This is a genomic window from Nocardia sp. NPDC003693 (assembly GCF_053981095.1).
Genome location: NZ_JBSFNO010000010.1, coordinates 54,935 through 76,534, shown reverse-complemented (window position 1 = coordinate 76,534; position 21,600 = coordinate 54,935). Strand labels below are relative to the sequence as shown.

The 21,600-nt window shown below is 71.7% G+C and carries 14 protein-coding genes and 1 pseudogene; 6 read left to right on the top strand and 9 right to left on the bottom strand.

The genetic code is table 11. The features are described from left to right. Nucleotides 1-113 precede the first annotated feature (113 nt). Entirely contained in the window at nt 114-2,495 is a 2,382-nt protein-coding gene (locus tag ACWDOP_RS13940; RefSeq protein WP_456345358.1) for a beta-glucosidase, read from the top strand. Nucleotides 2,496-2,553: 58 nt separating this feature from the next. Here the strand turns inward: ACWDOP_RS13940 and ACWDOP_RS13935 are convergent, their stop codons facing one another. From ACWDOP_RS13935 to ACWDOP_RS13900, 8 genes are all read right to left on the bottom strand, one after another. After that, nucleotides 2,554-3,585, bottom strand: a complete 1,032-nt coding sequence (locus tag ACWDOP_RS13935) for a phosphatidylinositol-specific phospholipase C (protein WP_456345357.1) — start codon at nt 3,583-3,585, stop codon at nt 2,554-2,556. 130 nt (nt 3,586-3,715) lie between these two features. Next, nucleotides 3,716-4,375 carry an FHA domain-containing protein gene (locus ACWDOP_RS13930; protein ID WP_456345356.1) on the bottom strand — a complete coding sequence of 220 codons (660 nt, stop codon included), beginning with the start codon at nt 4,373-4,375 and terminating at the stop codon, nt 3,716-3,718. Continuing rightward, nucleotides 4,375-5,667, bottom strand: coding sequence for a VWA domain-containing protein (locus ACWDOP_RS13925; RefSeq protein WP_456345355.1), 1,293 nt, complete (start codon nt 5,665-5,667; stop codon nt 4,375-4,377). The genes ACWDOP_RS13930 and ACWDOP_RS13925 overlap by 1 nt, the downstream gene beginning before the upstream one ends. Then, a complete protein-coding gene (locus tag ACWDOP_RS13920) occupies nt 5,664-6,770 on the bottom strand; it encodes a PP2C family protein-serine/threonine phosphatase (RefSeq protein WP_456345354.1) in 1,107 nt (368 codons plus the stop codon). Before ACWDOP_RS13920 ends, ACWDOP_RS13925 begins: the two co-directional genes overlap by 4 nt. Beyond that, entirely contained in the window at nt 6,767-9,058 is a 2,292-nt protein-coding gene (locus ACWDOP_RS13915; RefSeq protein ID WP_456345353.1) for a tetratricopeptide repeat protein, read from the bottom strand. The genes ACWDOP_RS13920 and ACWDOP_RS13915 overlap by 4 nt, the downstream gene beginning before the upstream one ends. Beyond that, nucleotides 9,055-10,236, bottom strand: coding sequence for a hypothetical protein (locus tag ACWDOP_RS13910; RefSeq protein ID WP_456345352.1), 1,182 nt, complete (start codon nt 10,234-10,236; stop codon nt 9,055-9,057). The genes ACWDOP_RS13915 and ACWDOP_RS13910 overlap by 4 nt, the downstream gene beginning before the upstream one ends. Nucleotides 10,237-10,241: 5 nt before the next feature. After that, nucleotides 10,242-11,222, bottom strand: coding sequence for a glutamate ABC transporter substrate-binding protein (locus ACWDOP_RS13905; protein ID WP_456345351.1), 981 nt, complete (start codon nt 11,220-11,222; stop codon nt 10,242-10,244). Then, a complete protein-coding gene (locus tag ACWDOP_RS13900) occupies nt 11,219-12,490 on the bottom strand; it encodes a hypothetical protein (protein ID WP_456345350.1) in 1,272 nt (423 codons plus the stop codon). Before ACWDOP_RS13900 ends, ACWDOP_RS13905 begins: the two co-directional genes overlap by 4 nt. 320 nt (nt 12,491-12,810) lie before the next feature. Here ACWDOP_RS13900 and ACWDOP_RS13895 point away from each other — a divergent pair, with 320 nt between their 5' ends. The 5 genes and pseudogenes from ACWDOP_RS13895 to ACWDOP_RS13875 all read left to right on the top strand — a co-directional run. After that, nucleotides 12,811-15,849 (top strand): hypothetical protein, encoded by a 3,039-nt coding sequence (locus tag ACWDOP_RS13895; protein ID WP_456345349.1) that lies wholly within the window; start codon nt 12,811-12,813, stop codon nt 15,847-15,849. Between the two features lie 58 nt (nt 15,850-15,907). After that, complete coding sequence (locus ACWDOP_RS13890) at nt 15,908-17,032, top strand: AAA family ATPase (protein WP_456345348.1); 1,125 nt, start codon at nt 15,908-15,910, stop codon at nt 17,030-17,032. A gap of 40 nt (nt 17,033-17,072) precedes the next feature. After that, nucleotides 17,073-17,729 (top strand): TetR/AcrR family transcriptional regulator, encoded by a 657-nt coding sequence (locus tag ACWDOP_RS13885; RefSeq protein WP_456345347.1) that lies wholly within the window; start codon nt 17,073-17,075, stop codon nt 17,727-17,729. Nucleotides 17,730-17,880: 151 nt separating this feature from the next. Further along, complete coding sequence (locus ACWDOP_RS13880; protein ID WP_456345346.1) at nt 17,881-18,954, top strand: esterase/lipase family protein; 1,074 nt, start codon at nt 17,881-17,883, stop codon at nt 18,952-18,954. A gap of 64 nt (nt 18,955-19,018) precedes the next feature. Continuing rightward, nucleotides 19,019-20,143: pseudogene (locus ACWDOP_RS13875) on the top strand (lipase family protein); the annotation flags it as partial. Between the two features lie 19 nt (nt 20,144-20,162). Here ACWDOP_RS13875 and ACWDOP_RS13870 read toward each other — a convergent pair. Continuing rightward, nucleotides 20,163-21,539: a PucR family transcriptional regulator gene (locus tag ACWDOP_RS13870; protein WP_456345345.1), complete on the bottom strand. Its 1,377-nt coding sequence runs from the start codon at nt 21,537-21,539 to the stop codon at nt 20,163-20,165. Nucleotides 21,540-21,600: the final 61 nt, after the last annotated feature.

Genomic DNA, 21,600 nt, shown 5'->3' with positions numbered 1-21,600 from the left:
GTAGGCCGGCGGGGCGCTGGCACACTCGGGTCGGCGGGACCGGGCCGCGCGAACCGCGGCGGCCGATACGCCGACACCCGGCGCGAACCCTCGATCTTCTGGGAGGTACAGGCATGAACGACGGCATCGACGACCTGCTCGCCAAGCTGGATCTGGAGGCCAAGATCCGGCTCGTCTCGGGCTCGGGGGTCTTCCGATTCGCGGGCGAGGAGAGCATCGGGCTGGCCGAGATGCCGGTGTCGGACGGCCCGTCGGGGGTGCGCGGGGAGCTGTGGGACGAGCGCGATCCGTCGGTGAGCCTGCCCTCGGGCACCGCGCTGGCCGCGACCTGGGACCGGGAACTGCTCGGCGAGATCGGCGCGCTCATCGCGGCCGAGGCGCGCCGCAAGAACGTGTACGCGGTGCTGGGCCCGACCATCAATCTGCACCGATCACCGCTCGGCGGCAGGCATTTCGAGTGCTTCTCCGAGGATCCGGTGCTGACCGGGGAGATGGCCGCCGCCTACGTGTCCGCCGTGCAGGCGCACGGGGTGAGCGCGTGCCCGAAACACTACGTGGCCAACGACTCCGAGACCGAGCGCTTCACCGCCGACGTCATCGCCGACGACCGCACCCTGCGCGAGCTGTACCTGTACCCGTTCGAGCGGGCGGTCGGCGCGGGCGCGTGGATGATCATGGACGCCTACAACTCGGTCAACGGCGTCACCATGACCGAGAACCCGCTGCTGGCAGAGCCTTTGAAGGGCGAATGGGGATTCGACGGCGTCGTCGTCTCGGACTGGACCGCCGTGCGCAGTACCGCCGGCGCGGCCGCGGGCACCGATATCGCCATGCCCGGGCCCTGGGATCTGTGGGGCGCGCCGCTGCTCGCGGCGGTGCGCGCGGGCGAGGTGCCCGAGGCCGCGATCGACGAGAAGGTCCGCCGCATACTGCGATTCGCCACCCGGGTCGGCGCGCTGACCGACGAGCCGGTCGTTCCGCCCGCGTTCACCGACGAGGCCGCGCAGCGACTGGTGCGCGCGGCCGCCGCCAAGGCCATGGTGCTGGCCCGCAACGACGGCACGCTGCCGCTCGGCAAGCCGGCCACCGTCGCCCTGCTCGGTGCGGCCGCCGCCGAACCGCGCTTCATGGGCGGCGGCAGCGCCACCGTGATTCCGGGGCACACGACCTCGCCACTGCAGGGGCTGTCGGACGTGCTGCCGGTGCGGTACACCCCGGGTGTGCATCTGAGCGATCACCTGATCCCGGTTCCGCTGCACCTGGTCACCGATCCCGAGACCGGTACCCCCGGACTGTCGCTGCGCTATCTCGAGGGCGAGACGATCCTCGAGACCGAGCACCGGACCGCTGGCAACCTCATGCTCTTCGGCAATCCGAATGCCCAGCGCGCCGACGCCTTCGAGCTCACCGGCCGGCTGCGCGCCGACATGGCGGGGGAGTGGCGGATCGGGTTCGCCGGGGTGGGTGCGCTGCGCCTGGAGATCGACGGCGAGACGGTGCTCGAGGAGACCGTGCTGCCCGAGGGCAGCGATCCGGTCGAGCTGCTGCTGAATCCGCCGCAGCGCTTCGTGACCCGCGAGCTCACGGAGGGCGAGCAGGTCGAGGTGCGCATCCGGCTCGCGCCCGCCCTCGCGCAGGGACTGCCCGCCATGGGCATCACCTACGCGGTGGGCCGCCCGCGCCGCGCAGCCGACGAGGAGTTCGCCGCGGCCGTGGAGCTGGCGCGCACCAGTGAGGTCGCGGTCGTGTTGGTCGGCACCACCGAGCAGATCGAATCCGAGGGCTTCGACCGCAAGAACCTGGACCTGCCCGGCCGGCAGAACGAACTGGTCTCGGCCGTCGCCGCGGTCAATCCGCGCACCATCGTGGTGGTGAATTCGGGTGCGCCCGTGGAACTCCCGTGGCGGGACGAGGTCGCCGCGGTGCTGCTGACCTGGTTCCCCGGACAGGAGTTCGGCGCGGCGCTGGCCGACGTGCTCACCGGCGCGGCCGAACCCGGCGGCCGCCTGCCCACCACCTGGCCCCGGACGCTGGCCGATGTGCCGGTGGTGGACACGAAGCCCGCCGCCGACAACACCCTGCCCTACACCGAGGGAATCCACATCGGCTACCGGGCCTGGCTGAAATCCGGTGTGGCCCCGGCCTATCCGTTCGGGCACGGCCTGGGCTACACCACGTGGGCGCTGTCGGACCTCGCGGTCACCGGCCGGACCGCGACCGTCACCGTGCGCAACACCGGCGACCGGCCCGGCCGCCAGGTCGTGCAGGCGTACCTGTCCCGCCCCGGCAGCGCGGTCGATCGCCCGGTCCGCTGGCTCGCCGCCTTCACCGCGGTGACCGCGGGGCCCGGCGAGTCCGTCACCGCCACGGTCGACGTGCCCGCGCGGGCCTTCGAACACTGGACGGAGAACGGCTGGGCCGTCGAGCCGGGCGCCTTCACCCTGCACCTCGGCACCTCGGTCGACGAGCTGCCTCTGACAGCCGAGATCGACTGACCCCAGTGTCTTTCGGACGCGCGGTCGCCGGTGTGCCCGGCCCGGGTAGACCTCGGCCTCAGGTGAAGTTCTTCTCCAGCAGCAGATCCACGATGTTCGGGAACAGGTCGGGGAAGTCCATCGCGACGATGCCGTAGTGGGCCGGGCGGGAGCGGTTCTCGGTGAGGTACTGCTCCACCTTGGGCAGGATGGCCTTGGCGTTGTCCTTGGGCCAGGCGTTGTCGGCGTAGCTCAGGAAGTTGATGTACTGCAGGGTGTTGTCCGGATCGGCGGCGGCCCTGTCGAAACAGGCTCGCACGTCGTCGAACTTGTTGCCGCCGGAGGAGGCCGTGTCCCCGGAACCGCTCGCCGAACCGCCGGCCGAGCCGCCCGCCGAGGCGGTGTCCAGGCCCATCAGGCCCTTGCCCTTGTACCGATCCTGAAGGTGGAAGCGGCTGTCGGTGAACGTGCCGTTGTCACCGGACGGCCAGCGCAGGGCGGGCAGGGAATTGGCGAACTGGGTGATCAGCACGATGCGGCCGCGCGCCTCGCCCAGGGTGGGGATGCGGTCGCCGATCCAGAACAGCGGGCGGTAGCCCTTGGTGTCGAGGTAGCCGTCGAAGATGCGGGCGAAATCCGCGCCGACGTCGTTCTTCGTGCCATCCTCCTTCTTGACCCGCATGACGAGCACCTCGTCGGGGCTGCCGGTCAGGAAGGTACGGCAGCGATTCAGGACGCCGTCGAAGGTGATGTCCTGATAGGCGGGGCCGTGATAGACGCCGAACGAATCGTCCATGTGGTCCTGCAGGCCGTTGCAGCGGATGTCGAGGAAGCGGATGCCCCGGTCGAATTGCTCGGCCAGGTCCCAGTTCTGGGTGTGCGACCACTCGGTGCCGTTCGCCGGATCGACGCACACCGAGTCGTGGGTGCCGGGAATGGTCAGCCGCAGCAGCGAGGTGCTGTCCGCCAGACCGGACATCCAGGTCCGGGGCGCGCCGAGGGTCCGGCGCAGCGGCGTGGCCAGGGCGCCCGGCGCGGCGAGTCCGGTGGCGGCGGCGCCCGCGGCGGCGGCCACGGTGGCACGGACGAACTCTCGGCGAGTCAGCTTCATTCGGGTCCCTCGGTCTGCGAGCTTCGCACGCGAGCGTGCGTATTCGAGCCGGGAGCCTAACTTGGACGCTGGACCAGCATGGCGGATTCGGCGGATTCCCGCCGCCGGGAATCCGGTCCGAGTGCGGTGATCAGGCCGTTTCGGTCGTGAGGGTGATCGTGGTCCAGCCGCCGACGTGGATGCGATCGCCCGGGCGCAGCGGCACGGGCGTCCGGACCGGGATCGGCGTCGGGCTGTCGTTGACGCAGGTGCCGTTGGTCGAGCCCAGATCGGTGACCGTCACCGTCGCGTCCGCCAGGCGCAGTATGGCGTGCGAGCGCGACACCGCGATATCGGCGGGGGCGATGGACAGGTCGATCTCCGGATTCACCCCCTGCGAGGAGCTGCGCTTGCCGATGAGAACGTCGCCCTCCGGCAACGGAATTCGGCGCGCCGGATAGTAGGCGGGGAAGTCCACGCGATCCATGTCCGGGCCCTTCTGGGCGCGCATGCGCTGAAAATGCGCGGGATCGGCGGTGATGGTGGCCACCCAGGTCGCTGCCGTCGCGTCCGACACGGTGGTCGGCACCGCGGGGGCATCGGTCACCGTCGGCGCCGCGACCGGCTCCGGCGCGCCGAGCACCGAATCGTGGCCGCAGTCCTCGCAGTAGCGGCCCTCCATGAGCGCGCCGCAGCCCGGGCACTGGGTGACCTGCAGGGTGGTCGCCTGCGGTTCGCCCACCATGGGCGAACCGCAGTAGTCGCAGTAGTCGGTGGCGGTGGACTCGTGGCCCTCGGGACACCTCGGCATCACGCGTCCGCCTCCCCGCGCACGCGAACGGTCTTGCGGGACCGCACGTTCAGCGCCATCTCGTCGGCGGCGTCGACGCTCGCGCGCAACCGGACGGTGCCGGTGCTCTCCTCCACCTCGACCACCGCCGCGAGCAGTTTGGCGGTGTTCTCGTTGCCGGACTCGCGCGCCAGCTCGACCGCGCGCTGCAATTTCGCGGTGGCGGCGGCGATATCGCCCCGCTTGCGCGCCGCCAGGCCCTCCTGGACGGCCTGCGCCAGTTCGGCCTGCCCGGTGTAGTGGGCCAGGCGGCGGCTGATCCGCGCGGACAGATCGGTGTCGGTGGTCCACACCGCCTTCACCAGCCCCTGGCCGATCACCTCGCCGTCGGCGACGACACTGACTCGGGCGGCGAGCTTCTCGCGTCCGGCGGGGGCGGGCTCGAGTTCGAGCTGAACGTGGTACCCGCGCTCCTCCGCGCCCCACGGACCCAGCGGATACTCCCCGATCTGCGCGGCCGGTTCGGTGCGGCGGCCGGTCAGGTCCTCCAGCGTCGGATCCACCTGCTTGAGCAGTTTGACGCGCGCGCCCACCGGCGTCCAGACCCGCAGGGTCAGCTCCGGAATCGCCTTGGCCAGTGATGAATGCATCATCGCGGCGAAATCGGCGGCGAGCAGATCGGGGGTCTTGACGATGTCGACCGTCCCGTGCAGCGCCGCGGCGATGGCCTCCAGTTCGGCGGGCTCCCAATCGGTTCCGACGCCGCGGCAGTCGCAGGTGAACAGGCCCTGGGACGCGCGGATCTCGGTCGCCAGCCGCTCGGAGGTCTCGTGCTCGTTGCGGCCGTCGGTGAGCAGGATGGCGTGCACCATCGCGGCGGGATGCCGCTGGGCGATCATGCGCGACAACCCGAGCCAGGTGCCCATCGCGGTGCCGCCGTGCGGACGCAGCTTGTCCAGCGCCAGCCGCGCGGCTTGCCGGGTCTCGCGGTCGGCCACCGCGGTCGCGCCGTCGCGCGGGAACACCACCTCGGCCTTGTCGGTGCCCTCGACGATGGCGAACCGGCAGCCGTCGGGCAGCACGTCCAGCGCGGCCAGCGTGGCGCGGCGGGCGCCGGGGAACTTGTCCGCCCCGGCCATGGACCCCGAGCAGTCGATGATCAGGATCTCCACGCGCTCCTGCGCGGGGGCGGCCACCACGAGATCGTCGGTGGTCTCGACGCTGATGATGGCGTCGACGGTGCGCACGCCCTCGGCCAGATACTCGTTCTGATCGATGAAGACCGAAAGACCGGGTTTCTCGGCAGAACTCATGGTGCATCTCCTACTCGCTCGGAGAACGGAACGGGGACCAGTGCGACGGTGATGTTGTCCTTGCCACCGGCCTGCAGCGCGTAGTCGACCAGCGCCCGGGACGCGGGGACCGGCGCGCCGGCGGTGGCGATGCGCGCCAGATCCGCCGGTTCGGGCAGGTAGTTCCAGAGACCGTCACTGCACAGCAGCAGCACGCCGGGCTCGGCGATGTGGGTGGTGCGCACGCAGTCGGGGGACCAGCTGTGCCGGTCGTTGTCCGCGCCGAGCCAGCGGGTCAGCACGTGGGCGTGCGGGGCGCTCATGGCGGCGTCCTCGTCCATGGCCCCGGAGTTGATCAACTCCTGCGCGAGGGAATCGTCCAGGGTCAGCCGCAGGGACCCGGTGGGTTCGGGCCGGAGCCAATAGGCCCGGCTGTCACCGACATTGGCGATGGTGACGCGCGCGCCCCCGGTGTCGTCGAACAGCACCAGCGCCGAGACGTAGGTGCAGGACGGCGAGCGGCCGTCGGGGGTGCCGATGTCGTGCACCGCTTGTCCGGCGGCGGTGAGCCCGGCCAGCACCGCCTCCTCGGCGGGGCACGCGGCCGACAGCGCCGCGAGGGTGGCCTCGACCCCGGCGCGCACCGCGGCGCCCGAGGCCGCCTGCGGATCCTCCGAACTCGACACCCCGTCGCAGACCGCGATCACCACGCCCGCCGCGCCGCCGGCGTCGGTCAGGCGCGCGGCCGCGACGGCGTCCTCGTTGTGCGCGTGACTGTGCCCGCGATCGGTGACCACGCAGGTGATTCCGAGATCGGCTTCGAAGCGGTCCCGTTCGCGCGGGCGCTGACCGCAGCCCGCGCAGAAACCGTCGGCGTCGAAATCGACTCCGCCGCACCCGTCACAGGGGCCGGGCGCGGTGTCGGCGAAGGTGACGGTGGTCCCGGTCAGCGGCGCCGGAGCGAGCGCGGGATCACCGGCGGGCAGGGTGACCGCGGCGGGCGCGAACACACCGCCGCCGGGCGGCAGCGCCACGCGCTGCGGTACGAGTTCACGGCCGCACTCCTCGCAGAAGCGGTCCGTTTCGGCGGCGAACGCTCCGCAGGCTCCGCAGCGGGCGTTCACAGTGTCGTCCTGGGGCGGACGGTGTTGGCTTGTTCCACGAGGGCGATGCGCTCCCACATATCGTCGGTCTCCCGGGCCAGCTCCCGGTAGCAGCGTTCCAGTCCGGTCCGCACGCCCTGCTGATCGAGGGTCACCCCCAGCAGCGGCGCGGGATCGACGGGTACCCGGCCCAGGCGCAGCCATTGCAGCGCCGCGTCCAGTACCCGCATACGTGCCTGTGCGGCACGACGTTTGGAGTCCAGGGTGAGGTGTTCGATCCGGGCCCCGGCATCGCGCAGCAGGGCTTCGGTGAGCTCACCCGGGCGGTCGACGGCCAGCAGGATGTCGACCGCGGTCACCCCGGCCTCGGTGTGCACCGCCGAGGCCCGGTCCACCTGATCGAGGACCGCGACCGCGCCCGGGCGGTCGGGCACCGAGCGGCGCAGGCGGGCCGCGCCGAAGGCGGCGCTGGCGTAGGAACGGTCGGTGCGCCAGACCATCTCGTAGTACTGCGCCGAACGGCGCAGGGCCGGTTCGGGATCCGCGCCGTTGCCGTGGCGCGCCATCAGCTCGGCGGTGACCGCGAGCGCGAGCTTGGGCGCGGGCTCGCCGGGCAGCGCGGTGTACAGCGCGTCGAGTTCCCCGGCGGCCGCGGACCATTCCCGTCGTAGCAGGAGCAGTTGACTGCGATACCAGGTGGGGCGCCAGTCACCGGCGAACGAGTCGTCCAGCTCGGTCAGGCGGCGGTCGGCCTCGGCGATGTCGCCGAATTCGAGTGCGGCGCGCAGCAATCGAAGCGGAATTTCCACCGATTCGTCTTTACCGGTGATGACCGCCTTCAAACCCGCGGTGAGCTCGCGTTCGAGCTCGTCGGGCCGAATCGCGGTGGAACTGGCGAGCAGGGCCGCGCCGCTGTCGGCGGGATCGACCAGCGGGACCGGCAGCGCGGCGATGATGGCCGCGGGATCATCGGCCAGCGCGTCCCCGATGCCGAAGACCGCGCGCGGCGGCCCGAAGCACGCCGACAGCCCGGGCCGGGCCTGACCGTCCTCGGCGGCGAGCACTTCGCGCAGTACGCCGGTGAGCTGGTCCGCCATCTCCTCCATCGAGCCGAAGCGGGCCGCCGGATCGTCGTGGGTCGCGCGCAGCAGGAAGCGGTGCAGCGAATCGTGCCGGGCCAGCAGGGGTTCGGCGTCCGGGGTCGGCAGCGGTCCGAGTTTGCCGTCGACCTGCGGGATTCGCATGAGCAGCACCGCCAGGGTGCGGCCCACCGTGTAGCACTCCGAGGCGATCGTCGGCCCGGTGTGCGCGAGCTCGGGCGCCTGATAGCCCGGGGTGCCGTAGATGGGGCCGGACTCGTCGTTCATGCTGATCACCGCGCCGAGGTCGATCAGGATCAACTGCTCCTCGGCCTGCATCACGTTGTCCGGCTTGAAATCACAGTAGGCCAGCCCGCGCGAGTGCAGATAGCCCAGCGCGGGCAGCATCTCGAGGACGTACGCGATGGCCTGGGCCGGTGGCAGATACGTGCCGTCGGTCGCACGCCTGCGCCGGAGCAGCTCCTTGAGCGAGGTGCCGCCGACGTAATCCATGACGATGTACCCGACCGGTACCCCGTCCGCGCCGATCTCCTCGGTGAAGTTGTGGATCGACACCACGTTCGGGTGTTTGACCCGGGACAGGAAGCGGCGCTCGGCCACCGCCGCGCGCATGGCGTCGGCGTCCCCGGTGTTGAGCAGGCCCTTGAGCACCACCGGCCGGAAGTCGAGTTTGTGGTCGATGGCCAGGTAGATCCAGCCCAGGCCGCCGTGCGCGAGCGGGCCGAGCACCTCGTACTGGTTGGCGAGCAGCTCACCGCGAACCAGCTTGGGCGTGAACGAGAATCGGGTGCCGCAGTTGCCGCAGAAACCCTCGGCGCGGCCGGGCTTGTCGCCGCGGCTGCGCCCCACCGGCTGATCGCAGTGCCCGCAGTAGCGCTGGTTCTCGGGCACCATCGGGTCGGCCAGCACGGCGGAGGCGGGATCGATGGGCGCGACCGGCGGGATCTTGACCATGCCCGCGCCCAGCCTGCCCCGCCCGGCCTGGCCCGAGCGTGAACTGCCGGTGCGCACCGAATGGCTCGCGGACCAGACGGTGCTGCCCGCGGAGAACTGGCCGGAGGCGGGGCCCAGCGTGCCGCTGTGCTGCACGGCGGCGGGCGCGACCGTCGTGGGCGCGGCGGTCGGCTGCGGCGCGGGCGCGAATCCGCAGACATCGCAGTAGCCGTCCGTCCCAACGGTTCCGGTGCAGTCCGGTTCGGTGCACTTCACGGTCGTCTCCCGGATTTCTGCGCGATGAGTTGGCGATAGTCCGCGACGGCGCGCGTGCAGGCGGTCAGGTCGCAGGGTTTGCGGCTGAGCAGACCGGTGGCGATGCGGTCGGTGGCCAGGACCTCGCGGTCCTCGCCGACGCCGAGCCGGGCCGCCTTGGCCCGGTAGGCGGTCAGTCTGCCGCGCAGTTCGGACCGCCGGTCCAGCAGGCCGAGCGCGACCTCCTCGGACTCGGCGGCCGCGGCGATGGCCGCGGTCAGGCGCCGCCGCAGGTCGAGCAGTCGATCGGCGGGCGCGGCCGAATCGGCTGCGAGCGTGTCGAGTTCGGCGCCGAGCGGGCCGCTGTCGTCGGGGTGGCGGGGGAGCGGGCCGGTCAGAATGGTCCGCTCCACCGCGACGCGGGCGAGCTCGGCGCGCGCCCGGGTGTCGCGCAGGGTGTCCATCCGCGCCCGCAGGCGGGCGATCGCCTCGCCCCGGTCACGGGTGACGGCCTCGAGTTCGGCCAGGCGCGCGGTGAGATCGGCCAGCCGGGTGGTGATCTCGCCCAGCCCGGCGTCGAGTTCGGACCTGGTCAGGGACAGCGGGTCGGTGTCGGCGCGCGCGGCGAGGGCGGCGAGATCGGCGGTGAGGGACCGCGATTCGGGCAGCGCCGCCGCGGCGGTGAGCTCGGCCCGCACCGGTGCCATCCGGTCCACGGCCCGCCGGTGTGCGGCCTCGATCGCGTCGAGCACCTCGACGACGCCGGGGAATTCGGCGCGCATCCGGTCCACCAGCTCCCGGAAGCCCGCGTGCTCCAGGTGTTCGGCCGGACCGTCGAGTGTGCGCCGCGCCAGCGGAATCGCCACGCGCGCCAGTTCCACGGGCTGCCCGCGCAGCAGCCGGGTGAGTTCGGCGCGGTCCCGGGGCTCGAGCCGGCGCTTGGCACGCGCGGTGCGCACCCGGTCGAGCAGATCGCGCAGGTGCCCGAAGTCCACCCACAGCCGGTCGAGCGCGGTGTGGGCCGGAGCCCAGCGTTCGGCGGTGCGGCCGGTGGGCGGGCAGCGGCGCACCAGGTGCAGGCCGGAATGGCTGTCCACTTCCACCAGGGTGGTGGCGATGGCGTCGATTTCGCCTGCGCGCCTGCCGATGTCGCGGTCGATCTCGGCGGTGGTCAGCGCGCGGCCCGATGTCCCCGTCATGGCCGTCAGTCGAGGTATCGGGGTGCGGGCGGGCCGGGCGAGGCGCCGAGCTCGGTTACCAGATACTTCTGATAGAGCCCGGCCCAGGTGCCGTCGGTGCGAATTCGCTCGAGCACGCCGTTGACGAAACGCACCATATCGGTGGCCTGCTTCGGCACGCCGACCGCGTAATCGTCGACGGCGATCGGCTCGCCCACGATGTGCAGATTCGGATCCTGCACCCGCAATCCCGCCAGGATGGGCATATCGGTGCTCAGGGCGTCGACCTGGCCCTGCTGCAACGCGGTCAGGCAGTCGAGCCAATTGTTCATCCCGATCACCGTGGGCCGGTCCTTCAGGGCGAATATCGCCTCGAGGGTGGTGGTTCCTTGCAGCGCGCAGATTCGGCGGCCCTTCAGATCGGCGGCGGATTCGATGCCGTTGCCTTTGGTGGTGAGAATCTTCTGCTGGGTCGTGAAATAGATGGTGGAGAACTCGATCTCACGGCGGCGCTCACAGGTGGCGGAGAAAGTCTGCACCACCAGATCGACCTCGTTGTCGCGCAGCGCGGACACCCGATTGGCGGTATCGATGGGGCGCAGTTCGACCCGATCGGGATCTCCGAACAGATCCTTCGCGATCTCTTTGGCGATCCCGATATCGAATCCGTCGAGCTGATTGGTGGCCGGGTTGCGGAATCCGAAAAGGAAGAGGTTCTGGTCGACGCCCACCCGCACTTTCCCGTTGGCCACGATCGCGGCCATGGTCGATCCGGCGGGCATGGCCCCGGACCGCGGCTGATTGACCGGACGCAGGCTCGCGGTGGGATCGCAGGTCTGCGGCTGGGGTTGCGGGGCGGTCGTGATCTCGGCGGCGCCCGGGGGCAGACCGTTGCCCGGGTCCACGACCATGATCGGTGCATCGGGCGCGTCGCCGCCGCAGCCCGCGGCGAGCATGGCGGCAACGGCCAGCAGGGCCAGCCGAATTCGTGCGTGCCGACTGCTCACAGGAACTCCTTCAACCGTGGCCAGACCCCGAGCGCGACCGCGGCGGCCGCCCCGAACAGCAGGAGCAGGGCGCCCTGCGGAGCCAGCAACAACGCGTCGCCCGCCGCGTCCACCCCGTCGCGCACCCGCTCGCGGGTCTGCTCGAGATCGGTGCGCAGCGCCTCGTCGAGAGCGGCGAAACGCGCGGCCGCCGAATCGTCGCCCGCGCCGATGGATCGCTGCACCGCCGCGCCGTACTCGTTGCCCCGATAGGACACGATCTGGGCGCGATGGCTGTCCTGCCAGCTGGAGAACGCCTGTGCGGCGGGCGAATCGGCGCTCACCACCGAGAACAGACTCTCGCGCAGGGCGGTGCTGATCTCGGTGTAGCGGGCCTCGCTGGCGTCGACGTCACCGCGGGTGACCAGCAGCAGCGTCTCCTCGGTGCGGGCCTGCTGGGCGAGAATCCTTGTCTTGGCCAGGGTTTCGAAGCGTGCGGTGGCGCCGTGCTCGCCGCGGTCGACGGCGGTGGTGGCCGCGATCGTCGTTCCCGCGATCCAGAGCAGTGTCAGCACGCCCGCCCCCGCGGCGGCCAGGACGCCGAGATTCACCCGGCGATTGGTGTGCCGCAGCAGCTCTCGCGAACCCAGCGCGCAGCCGAGCAGCAGCAGTACGAGCAGCACGACACCGATCAGCGGCGGACCGGAAATGACACGCTGCTGTTCGTGCAGCGCCGCGAGCCGGGTGCGCTCGAGTTCCTCGGCCTTGCTCAGCAGGGTGTCCTGCATGAGCGCGGACGCCTGGCGCAGGTAGGCCGAACCTACCGGCAAATTCTGGCGATTGTTGGCTCGCGCGGCTTCCACCAGCCCGGTGTAGGCGGGCAGGTCGACGGCGATGCGCGCCACGATCTCGCGGGTCTGCGCGTCCGAGGCGCCCGTAGTGGCCTCGGCCAGCGCGGCGGCGGCGTCGGCCAGCGCCTGCCGGTAGCGGGCGCGCACCTCGGTGGATTCGATTCCGCCGGACAGGAATGCGGCCGACGCGGCCGCGTCCGCCGCGGAGAGCGCGACATACAGGCGCTGGGCGGCATTCGCCAGCGGTTCGGTGTGCTGCAACACCGTGTCGCGGCGAGTTCGTTTGTCATCGAGCTCATTCGCCGACACCAGCCCGGAAACCAGGCACACGATCACCAGACCCACCACGACCGCGCCCATGGCGCCCGGCGCGGTACGCGCGAAACGCCGCAGCCACCCCACCCCGTCGCGGATTGTCGCCGACAGACGACCTCTCACACCGTGCCCCCGTTCGACCGGCCCCTACTCCCCGTACGGCGATGGTACGGGAGGCATTCGGTTGTGTCGATCGCATTCCGGGCGGTTGGATTTCGCAGGTGGACTGCGCTATTTCGCATCGGTGCACGCCATTTCTCGCGATCGGGAATCCGCGATTTCACCGCCGGTGAACCGGCGGGAAACCTGACGGCACACTACGTCTCGCGAGCGCGGCGCGCGGGGTGAGAATTCGATTGCCGAGGCCGGCGGTGACTCGTATGGTTGGCCGCCGCGCGCATCGACCCGATGCCCGCGCGGAAAGCGGCGGTGGGAGTTTCGGTTTGGCGGTTCGTTTGGCCTGGGGTGTCGTCGCGGACAGAACACTGGGGGCCTGGTCGGCCGAGACCGGGGAACCGGTGGATCCCCGCGCACACGACCTTCGGGTCGGCGCGGCGGTCGTCCTCGGCGATCGCGACAGCGCACCCGAGCGGGTCGCCGCGGCCCGGAACACCCTGGCGCGGTGGATGGCCGCGGGCGGCCCGGTGATCGCCGGGGCCGGGATCGACCTCGGCGACGGCTTCGTCTCGGCTCGACTGGCCGGGGCCACCGGCGATCGCCGGGACGCGGTGCTGGCCGCGCTGCGCGTCCTCGGGATCGAGGGCGCCGGCCGGCTGGGCGCGCGGGCGAGCACCCTGGTCGCGCTGTTCGGGGTGAGCGCCACCAAGCCGGTCGGCGCCGCCGCCGAACAGGCGATTCGCGAACAGCGCTGGGCCGCGCTGACGCTCGCCTCGGCCGCGGCCGAACTCCTCGGGCCCGAACAGGTGGCCGAGGTGCTGGGCTGGCCCGCGCCGGCGGGCACCGATCCGATTCCGGCCGGCGCCCCCTCGGCCTTGGCCGCGAATCTGACGCCGGTGCTGAACCGCTACCCGCGGCAGCGCAGACGGGCACTGCTCCGGGATCTGTGGGATCGGGTCGGCGCGCGGCAGGCGACGCTCGCGCTGGCCGAGAGCCGGATTCGCGCCCAGGACATGAGCCGGGCCGAAAGCCTGTATCGGCGCCGGCGGCAGTACGACGCCGATCTGACGGTGGCCGCGCTGGGGCTCGACCCGACCGATCCGCTGGCGCTGCTGACCGCGATTCGCCGCGTCCCCGTCTTCGCCGAGGTGTGGAAACCGGTGCTGGAGCGGCTGATTCAGGACGCCGTCGCCGCCACGGTCCTGGTGCGCCTCGCGGTGGCCGTGCACGAGCACGGTGCGGTCGCGGGCGTCACTGCGTTGCGCCCGCAACTCGCGGCGGCGTCGGCCCTGGTCGGCCGGCACGATGTCAAGTCCGCGCGGCGCGACGCGCCCGCGGAGTGCCCGCTGCCCGCCCGCCCCATCTGCCATGTGCGCGACATCGATTCCTGGTTGCGACAGCAGCAGCCGATGAACCGGGCGTTCGAGAAATTCGTGCGCGTGCGCACCGCGACCGCGCTCGCGTACGCCACCGTCGTCGAGCAGGCGTTCCAGCTCACGCTGCGCGAGATGACCGAGCTGCTGCCCGGCAGCCACTGGGATTCGCCGGCGCTGCGCGAGTGGCGCGCCGCCGTCGGCTACGTCGGCACCCGTGCCCCGGCGACCTGGGACATGAATCCCTATGTGGCGGGCTTCGCCGAAACGCCGTTGGCGCGGCGGCTCGAACAGGACCCCGCCGCGCGCGAGCACGCCTCGGATCTGCTGTGGTACGGCGAACTCGCCGACACCGTCGTGAGCCTGCGCGGCCACCGGGCCGCCGAGATCCGGACCGGCTACGGCTGTGTCCCGCACTTCGACCCGGACCCGGCCGCGGAACGGCCCGAGCCGCTGACCCCGCGGCTCGATTCGATCCCGCTCGCGGTCGCGGGCGCGGCGCAACTCGTCGCGCTGGGCGCGACGCCGCCCGCGCGCTGCCCCGACTGGGCGAGTCTGTGCGCGGGGCTGATGACCGGCGGTGCGGTCGCGGCGGCGCTCGGCGGTGAATTCGAGGTTCCGGAAACGATTCTCGACCTCGACGGGCAGCGGCTGCCGGGCACCGATGCCCGCGTCCAGGTCGCGCGCGATACCGGGCGACTGGCCGAATGGTCGGACTACATGGGCAATTGTATTGCGGGATACCCCTATCGGGACGAGGCGATGGCCGGGCGCAGCGTGCTACTCGCCCTGCGCGACGCGCAGGACACCATTCTGGTCAACGCCGAGCTCCGGTCCACCGGGTACGGCTGGTGGATCAGCGAGGTCAAAGGCAGATTCAACGACGACCCGGACCCGGTGCTGAAGACCGCGCTGGAACGCCTCGTACGGGAGTTGCGCCGTGTGGAACCCGACACCGAACCGGAGACGCCGGCCCCGGAATCGGGTGTGCGCCCGCGCCGCTCGGCCCCGGACGCGGTGCGCGAACTCGGCCCCGCGCTGCGCGCCGTGGTGTGCGAGCCGGTGCGAGACGTCGCCGCCGCCCGCGCGGTGTTCATCGCCCTCGCGGACGCGCCCGTCGCCGGGACGGGAGTGTCGATCGGCTCGAAAAGGGCTGGCGGACAGAACAATCCGCCGGCACCGGTCGAACACCGCCGACCGGTGTCCGCGGCGACGGACACGCGGCGGGGGACCGTGACCCGCGCGTCCGCGGGGCGGCGGGAACCGGGGTTCGACGCCGAGGCGGCAGGCAAGGCGCTGACAGTCCTGCGCCGGGCGAACCCCGAGCGACTCGCCGGGCACGTCCGAACGGCGCTGTCCGGCGGACTCCTCACGCTGCCGCAGCTCTGGGCGGCGTCGGGCGCACGCCCGCTCACCCGCGCGGTCGAGCGACTCGATCCGGATCTGATCGCTCGTCACCCCCGGGTGCGCCGGCTCTCCGACGACACCGCGCTGCCGTCGAAGGCCCTGCGCCGGCTGGTCCGCGATCCCGACATCGGGACCGCCCGCTCGATCGAGCTGGTCGCGCTGCGTCTGCGCGCGGCGTTGTACGCCCTGGCCCGCGCGGACGATCCGGTCTTCGCCCGCGCGCTGATCCGTGATCCGCGCGCCGAATTCCTGTGCCCGTTGATACTCGCGCTCACCACCACCCCGCCCGAGTGCCGGACCATCGCGGTCGCCGCACCCGGAAAGGTCACCGTGCCGGGCTTTCCCGCGACCACCCTCGACGATCCGGCGGGCCCCTGGCAGCGCGGCTGGCCGACGGCCGTCGCGCTGGGCGCGAGCGCCGAACTGTTCTGGGCGCACGTCGCCGACACCGGTCTGCGCGTCCCGGCATCCTGGTTGCCCGGCGGCGGCTGGAACGCCCTGTGGGGTCGCGCCGGTGTGCACCCGATCCCCTGGCCGCCATCCGCGCCCGACGATGTTCACGTCGGCACACTCGGTACGGGATAAGCTCCGCGCGACCGCGTCCGATCACTGCACTGTCGGTAACCGATGGTTGACTGGCCGCATGCTGACCACCCTGGCTGTCGAGAACTACCGGTCACTGCGCAGGCTGGTCGTACCGCTGCGTCAGCTCAACGTGGTCACCGGAGCCAACGGCAGCGGCAAGTCGAGCATGTACCGGGTCCTGCGGTTGCTCGCGGAGTTCTCCCGCAACGGAGCCGTGGCCGGGCTGGCCCGTGAAGGCGGAATCGACTCCACCCTGTGGGCCGGACCGCGCCGGACCCCGCGCGGTGAACCCCTGGCCCTGCGGCTGGGCTACGCGGGCGACGATTTCGGATACGCCGCCGACCTGGGCGTGCCGGTGCCCGGTCGGTCGATGTTCGATCGCGATCCGGAGATCAAGGCCGAGGCGGTGTGGGCGGGCCCGGTGCTGCGGCCCGCGACCCTGCTGGCCGAGCGCGGCGGACCGGTGCTGCGCCTGCGCGGCGCGGACGGCGACTGGGCCATGGTGCCGCACCCGCTGAAGTCCTTCGACAGCATGCTCTCGGAACTGGCCGATCCGCAGGCCGCCCCCGACCTGCTGGTCCTGCGCGAACGCATGCGATCGTGGCGCTTCTACGACCATCTGCGCACCGACGCCGACGCACCCGCGCGCACCCCGCGGATCGGCACCAGAACCATGGTCCTCGCGCACGACGGGGCCGACGTGGCCGCGGCCCTGCAGACCATCCGGGAGATCGGCGACGCCGAAGGCCTCGCGCGGGCCATCGACGACGCGTTCGAGGGCAGCGAGATCGAAATCCTCAGCCGGGACGGTCGTTTCGAGCTGCTGCTGCACCAGCCCGGTCTCGTCCGGCCGCTGACCACCGCCGAACTCTCCGACGGCACCCTGCGCTACCTGCTGCTCACCGCGGCCCTGCTCACGCCCCGCCCACCCGAACTGCTGGTGCTCAACGAGCCGGAAACCAGTCTGCACCCCGAACTGCTCGGCCCGCTCGGCGCGCTCGTCGCCGCCGTGGCCCGCGACACCCAGGTGGTCGTGGTGAGCCATGCCCGCACGCTCATCGCCGCGATCGCCGCGCACGCCCCGGACCTGCACACCATCGAGCTGGTCAAGCGGGACGGGGCGACCGTCGTCGACGGGCTGGGCACCCTCGACGAGCCGCCCTGGTACTGGCCGAAACGCTAGCCGGGCTTCGCCACGTGCGCACAGGCCATATTCTGGCGGGGTGAGTGTGGAAGCTATCGGGTCGGCCGGACCCCTGCCGCGCGGGCGGCACGGGCTGAGCCGGGAAGAAGTCGTCACCTCGCAGTATCAGCGGCTGTGCGGCGCGGTGCTGGAGGCGGTGGGCGAACTGGGCTACGCGGCGACCACCGTGGCCGACATCGTCAGCCGCGCGCAGGTGGCCCGGCGGACCTTCTACGCCGTCTTCGGCGGCAAGGACGAATGCTTCGCCGCCGCCTACGATCTCGCGGTCACCTCGGCGCTGGATCAGCTGCAGGCCACCGTCACCGGCATGGACGGCGTGCGCTGGGCCGACCGGGTGCGCTTCTCCTTCCAGATCTACCTGGGCATGCTCGCCGCCCAGCCGGGTGCGGCCCGGGCGCTGTACGTGGAAACCCTCGCCGCCGGACCGGGTTTGGTCGCCCAGCGCGCCCAGGTGCACGAGAAGTTCGCCGACTACATCCTGGCCGTGGCCCGGGTCGGGGTCCGCGACGGCGATCTCGCCGGGGAGCCGGATCGGGAGATGATCGACATGCTGCTCGGCGGCATCGACGATCGGGTGCGGGCGTGCCTGCATCAGCACGGCGCGGCGGCCCTGCCGGAGTTGACGGATCTGTTCACCCGCACCGCCATCGTCATCGCGGGCACCCCCGCCGCCTGATTCGGCTGTCCGTCGCCACAACCGCCCGCCCGGCACGGATGGGCGGCATTGTCATCTGACACAGCGCCCGTGACAGCGCTCACGCCACCGCCTTACGTTCGCAAGCGAATTCGACGCCGATGTCGATTCATGCGATGCGGTGGGAGATGTCATGAGACGGACGAGCAGGACGCTGGGCTCGATTCTGTGCGCGGGGGCCACCGCGCTGGCGGTGCTGAGCGCCGGCGGCGTGGCGCGGGCCGATGTCGGGACCGGCAGTGGGTCTGGGAGCGGTTCCGGGAGCGGGACGGGTTCCGCGACGGCCAGTGTCGCCTCCGACGCGGTGGGGGAGGGACCGGAGGTGTCGGCGTACCTGGCCGCCTTCGGATACGGGCTGCTGCATCCCGACGCGGCCCCGCCCGGGGCGAACCGGTGGGACTGCCGCCCGAGCGCGGAACACCCGCGGCCGGTGGTGCTGCTGCACGGCACCTGGATGAACGCCTACGACAGTTTCGCCTACCTCTCGCCCCGGATAGCGCGGGCCGGATACTGCGTGTTCGCCTTCAATTACGGGCGCGAGAACCTGCTGAACGGCGGCGGCGTCGGGACGGTGCTGCCGGGCAGGCACGGGGTCGGGCCGATGGAGGACTCCGCCCGCCAGTTCGGGACGTTCGTGGACCGGGTGCTCGCGGCGACCGGGGCGGGCGCGGTCGATGTCGTGGCGCATTCGCAGGGCGGTCCGGTGGCCTCCCAGTATCTGAAATTCGAAGGGGGAGAGGGAAAGATAGGTAAGTTCATCTCCTTCGGCGCGACCAATCACGGCACCTCGCTGATGGGCATCGCGGCGCTGGGTCGGGCCATCAACAACCTCGGGCTGGACATCCTGGGCTTCTATCAGCCGCTGCTCGGGCAGTCGAACATCCAGCAGGTGGTGGGCTCGTCCTTCTACTCCCGGCTCAACGCCACCGGCGACACCGTCCCCGGGGTCGAGTACACCGTGGTCGGCACCCGGCACGACGAGGTCTCCAACCCGTACGAGTGGACCTTCCTGCAGGCCGGGCCGGGCGCCACGGTTCAGAACATCACCCTGCAGGAGGGCTGCGACCAGGATCTCTCCGATCACCTCACCATGCTGTACTCGCCGCGTGCGGCGTCGATCACCTTGCGCGCCTTGGGATCCGGGACGTCGCCGGAACTGGCGTGCGCGTTCAATCCCTGGCTGATCGGCGGCGGCGGACAGCTCTGACCGCGACCGCGACCTTGCGCCGGGCACCCGCCCGGCGCCGAGCGCCCTGCCCGAGAGGAACACCATGACCATCGGCGACTCGCTGGATGAACCCCTGCTCCGGAACGACGCCGAACCCGAGTGGGGCAGACCGCTGCTACCCGACGCCGATCCGTTCCACCTCGCGCCCGAGGGGCTGGGCGCGTTCGCGCCCGGCACCGTATTGCGCACGCGCGCTGTGCGATTGGGACTGCTGGGACTGGTGCCTCAGCGCGTTCGGGCCTGGCAGCTGCTGTACCGCACCACCGACCTGCGCGGCGCGCCCGAGGCCGCGGTGACCACGGTGCTGCTGCCCGAAGGGCCCGATCCGGGCGACCGCCCGCTGCTCTCGTTCCAGTGCGCGATCGACGCGGTCGCGCCGATGTGCTTCCCCTCCTACGCGTTACGGCATCGCGCCCGCGCGGCGGGCTCGATACCGCAGATCGAACTACCGCTCATCATCGGCGCGCTGGAACGCGGCTGGGTGGTCTCGGTACCCGATCACGAGGGCGCCGGCGGGCATTTCGGGGCCGCGCGCGAACCCGGCCACCGCGCACTGGACGCCGCCCGCGCGGCCCTGCGCTTCGCGCCGCTGGGACTCTCGGCCGCCACCCGCATCGGACTCTGGGGGTACTCCGGCGGTGGGCTGGCCACCGCGTGGGCGGCCGAACTCGCCGCCGAGTACGCGCCCGAACTCGACATCGTGGGCGCGGTCGCCGGATCGCCGGTCGGGGATCCGGCGGCGGCATTCATGCGGTTGAACGGGTCACCCTTCGCCGGCTTCGCCATGGTCTTCACCGCCGCGCTGCGCCGGGCCTACCCGCAATTGGATCCGGTGCTGCGCGAACATCTTTCGGCGGCATACCTGGCGCTGCTGCAGCGCGCCGAGACCACCGCCACCTTCCCGCTGCTCGCCCGGTTCGCCGGGCGCGACGCCGAACGTCATTCCGGGGCGGGGCTGGCCGCCATGTTCGCGCATCCGCACCTGCGCGCGGTACTCGACGAGATCCGGCCGGGCGCCCAGGCGCCCGCGATGCCGCTGCTGGTGGTGCAGGGCGTCAACGACGAGGTCATCGCGGTCGCCGATATCGACGCGCACGTGCGGCGCTATCTCGACCACGGCGCGGACGTGCGCTACGTCCGCGATCGGCTGAGTATGCATCTGCCCCTGCAGTTCCTGGCCGCGCCGCTCATGACCGACTGGCTGGCGGACCGCTTCGCCCAGCGCCCGCCGGACCCCGCGGGGGTGCGCACGGTGTGGTCGGTGGCGTCGAGCCGGTCGGCGCTGGCGGGACATCTGGCCTTCGCCGGGACGCTGGCGCGGATGGCAGCGGGTCGCCCACCGCGGACCCGGGCCGATCGTAGGAGCGTGCCACCAGTGCCGAGCGCAGATACCACAGTCCCGAGGATTGGGCGGGGTCGAAACCGGTGAGCTGCCCGATGCGCTTGAGCCGGTAGTCCACCGTATTGGCGTGCACCCCCAGAACCCGTGCCGTGCGTTTGCGATTGAGATCGTTGGCGATGTGCCGGCGCAGGGTGTCGAGCAGTTCGGGGTGCTCGTCGAGCGGATCCAGGAGCGCGCCGAGGTATTCGCGCCCGGGGCCGGGCCGGGTCAGCTGATACTCCATGGCCAGGTCGTCGAAGTTGTAGAGCCCCGGCGCGCAGCCCAGCCGGTGCACCAGATCCAGCAGTTCGTGTCCCTGGTCCGCGGCCTGCGGGATGGTCGCGGTCGCGGTGTGCAGCGCGATGGCGGTGATCGGCACCTGCGCGGCGGCGGCCAGGGCGGCCACCAGGGGGTCGAGATCGGCTGTGGCGACGACGGATTGGGGCAGGAGCACGGTGCCGCCGTCGGTGCCGAGCAGGGCCAGCGCCCGCCCGCCGCACCGATCCGCGAGTTCGGACTGCAGGCGGCGCAGTTTGCGCCGCGCCACCACCTGGGAGTCGATGGCCGGATCCGATTCTCCGACGTGCGACGGAATGCTCAGTGCCAGTACGTGATACGCCTCGTCGATTTCGACCCCGCCCGCGCGCGCCATCGTCGCGGCCGAATGCCCGGCCAGTAGCGCAGAGGTGACGGTGTGCACGGCGGAGTGATGCTCGGCCACCACCGCGCGGTGCTCGCGCACGTACGCGACCGCGAACGCGGTGCCGACCATGGCCTGCACCTCCATGAGCCGCCGGGCCGTCTCGGCGATCCGCTCGTAGTGCTCGGGGCCGGCCGCGTCCAGGATGAGATCGAACCCGAGCGCGAAACCATCGTGTACCGCACGGTGAATGGTGCCGATCGGGATGCCTTCGCGCGCCCAGTCCGCGCCGGCGCGGCGCAGACGCTCGAGCTTGGTGCTGACGTCGCGGCCCTCGAGAACGGCGGCCGCGAGCTCGAGGCAGGTCCTGGTCACCGCGGTGACGTCGCCGCGCAGGGCGTCGCCCGGCAGCGTGCCGCACGGCGCGACGTGCTCGGCGAAATGGGTGACCAGCGTGCGGGACAGCCCACGGGCATCGTGCAGCGGAGTCGAAATGGCGGTCACGGCGGTCCGATCCGATACGGCGGTGGTCGGTCTCGTCATCTACAGCTCCACACTTCGATCGGGGATTGCCGGCGTTCAGGGAACGCTAGCGTTCCTACTG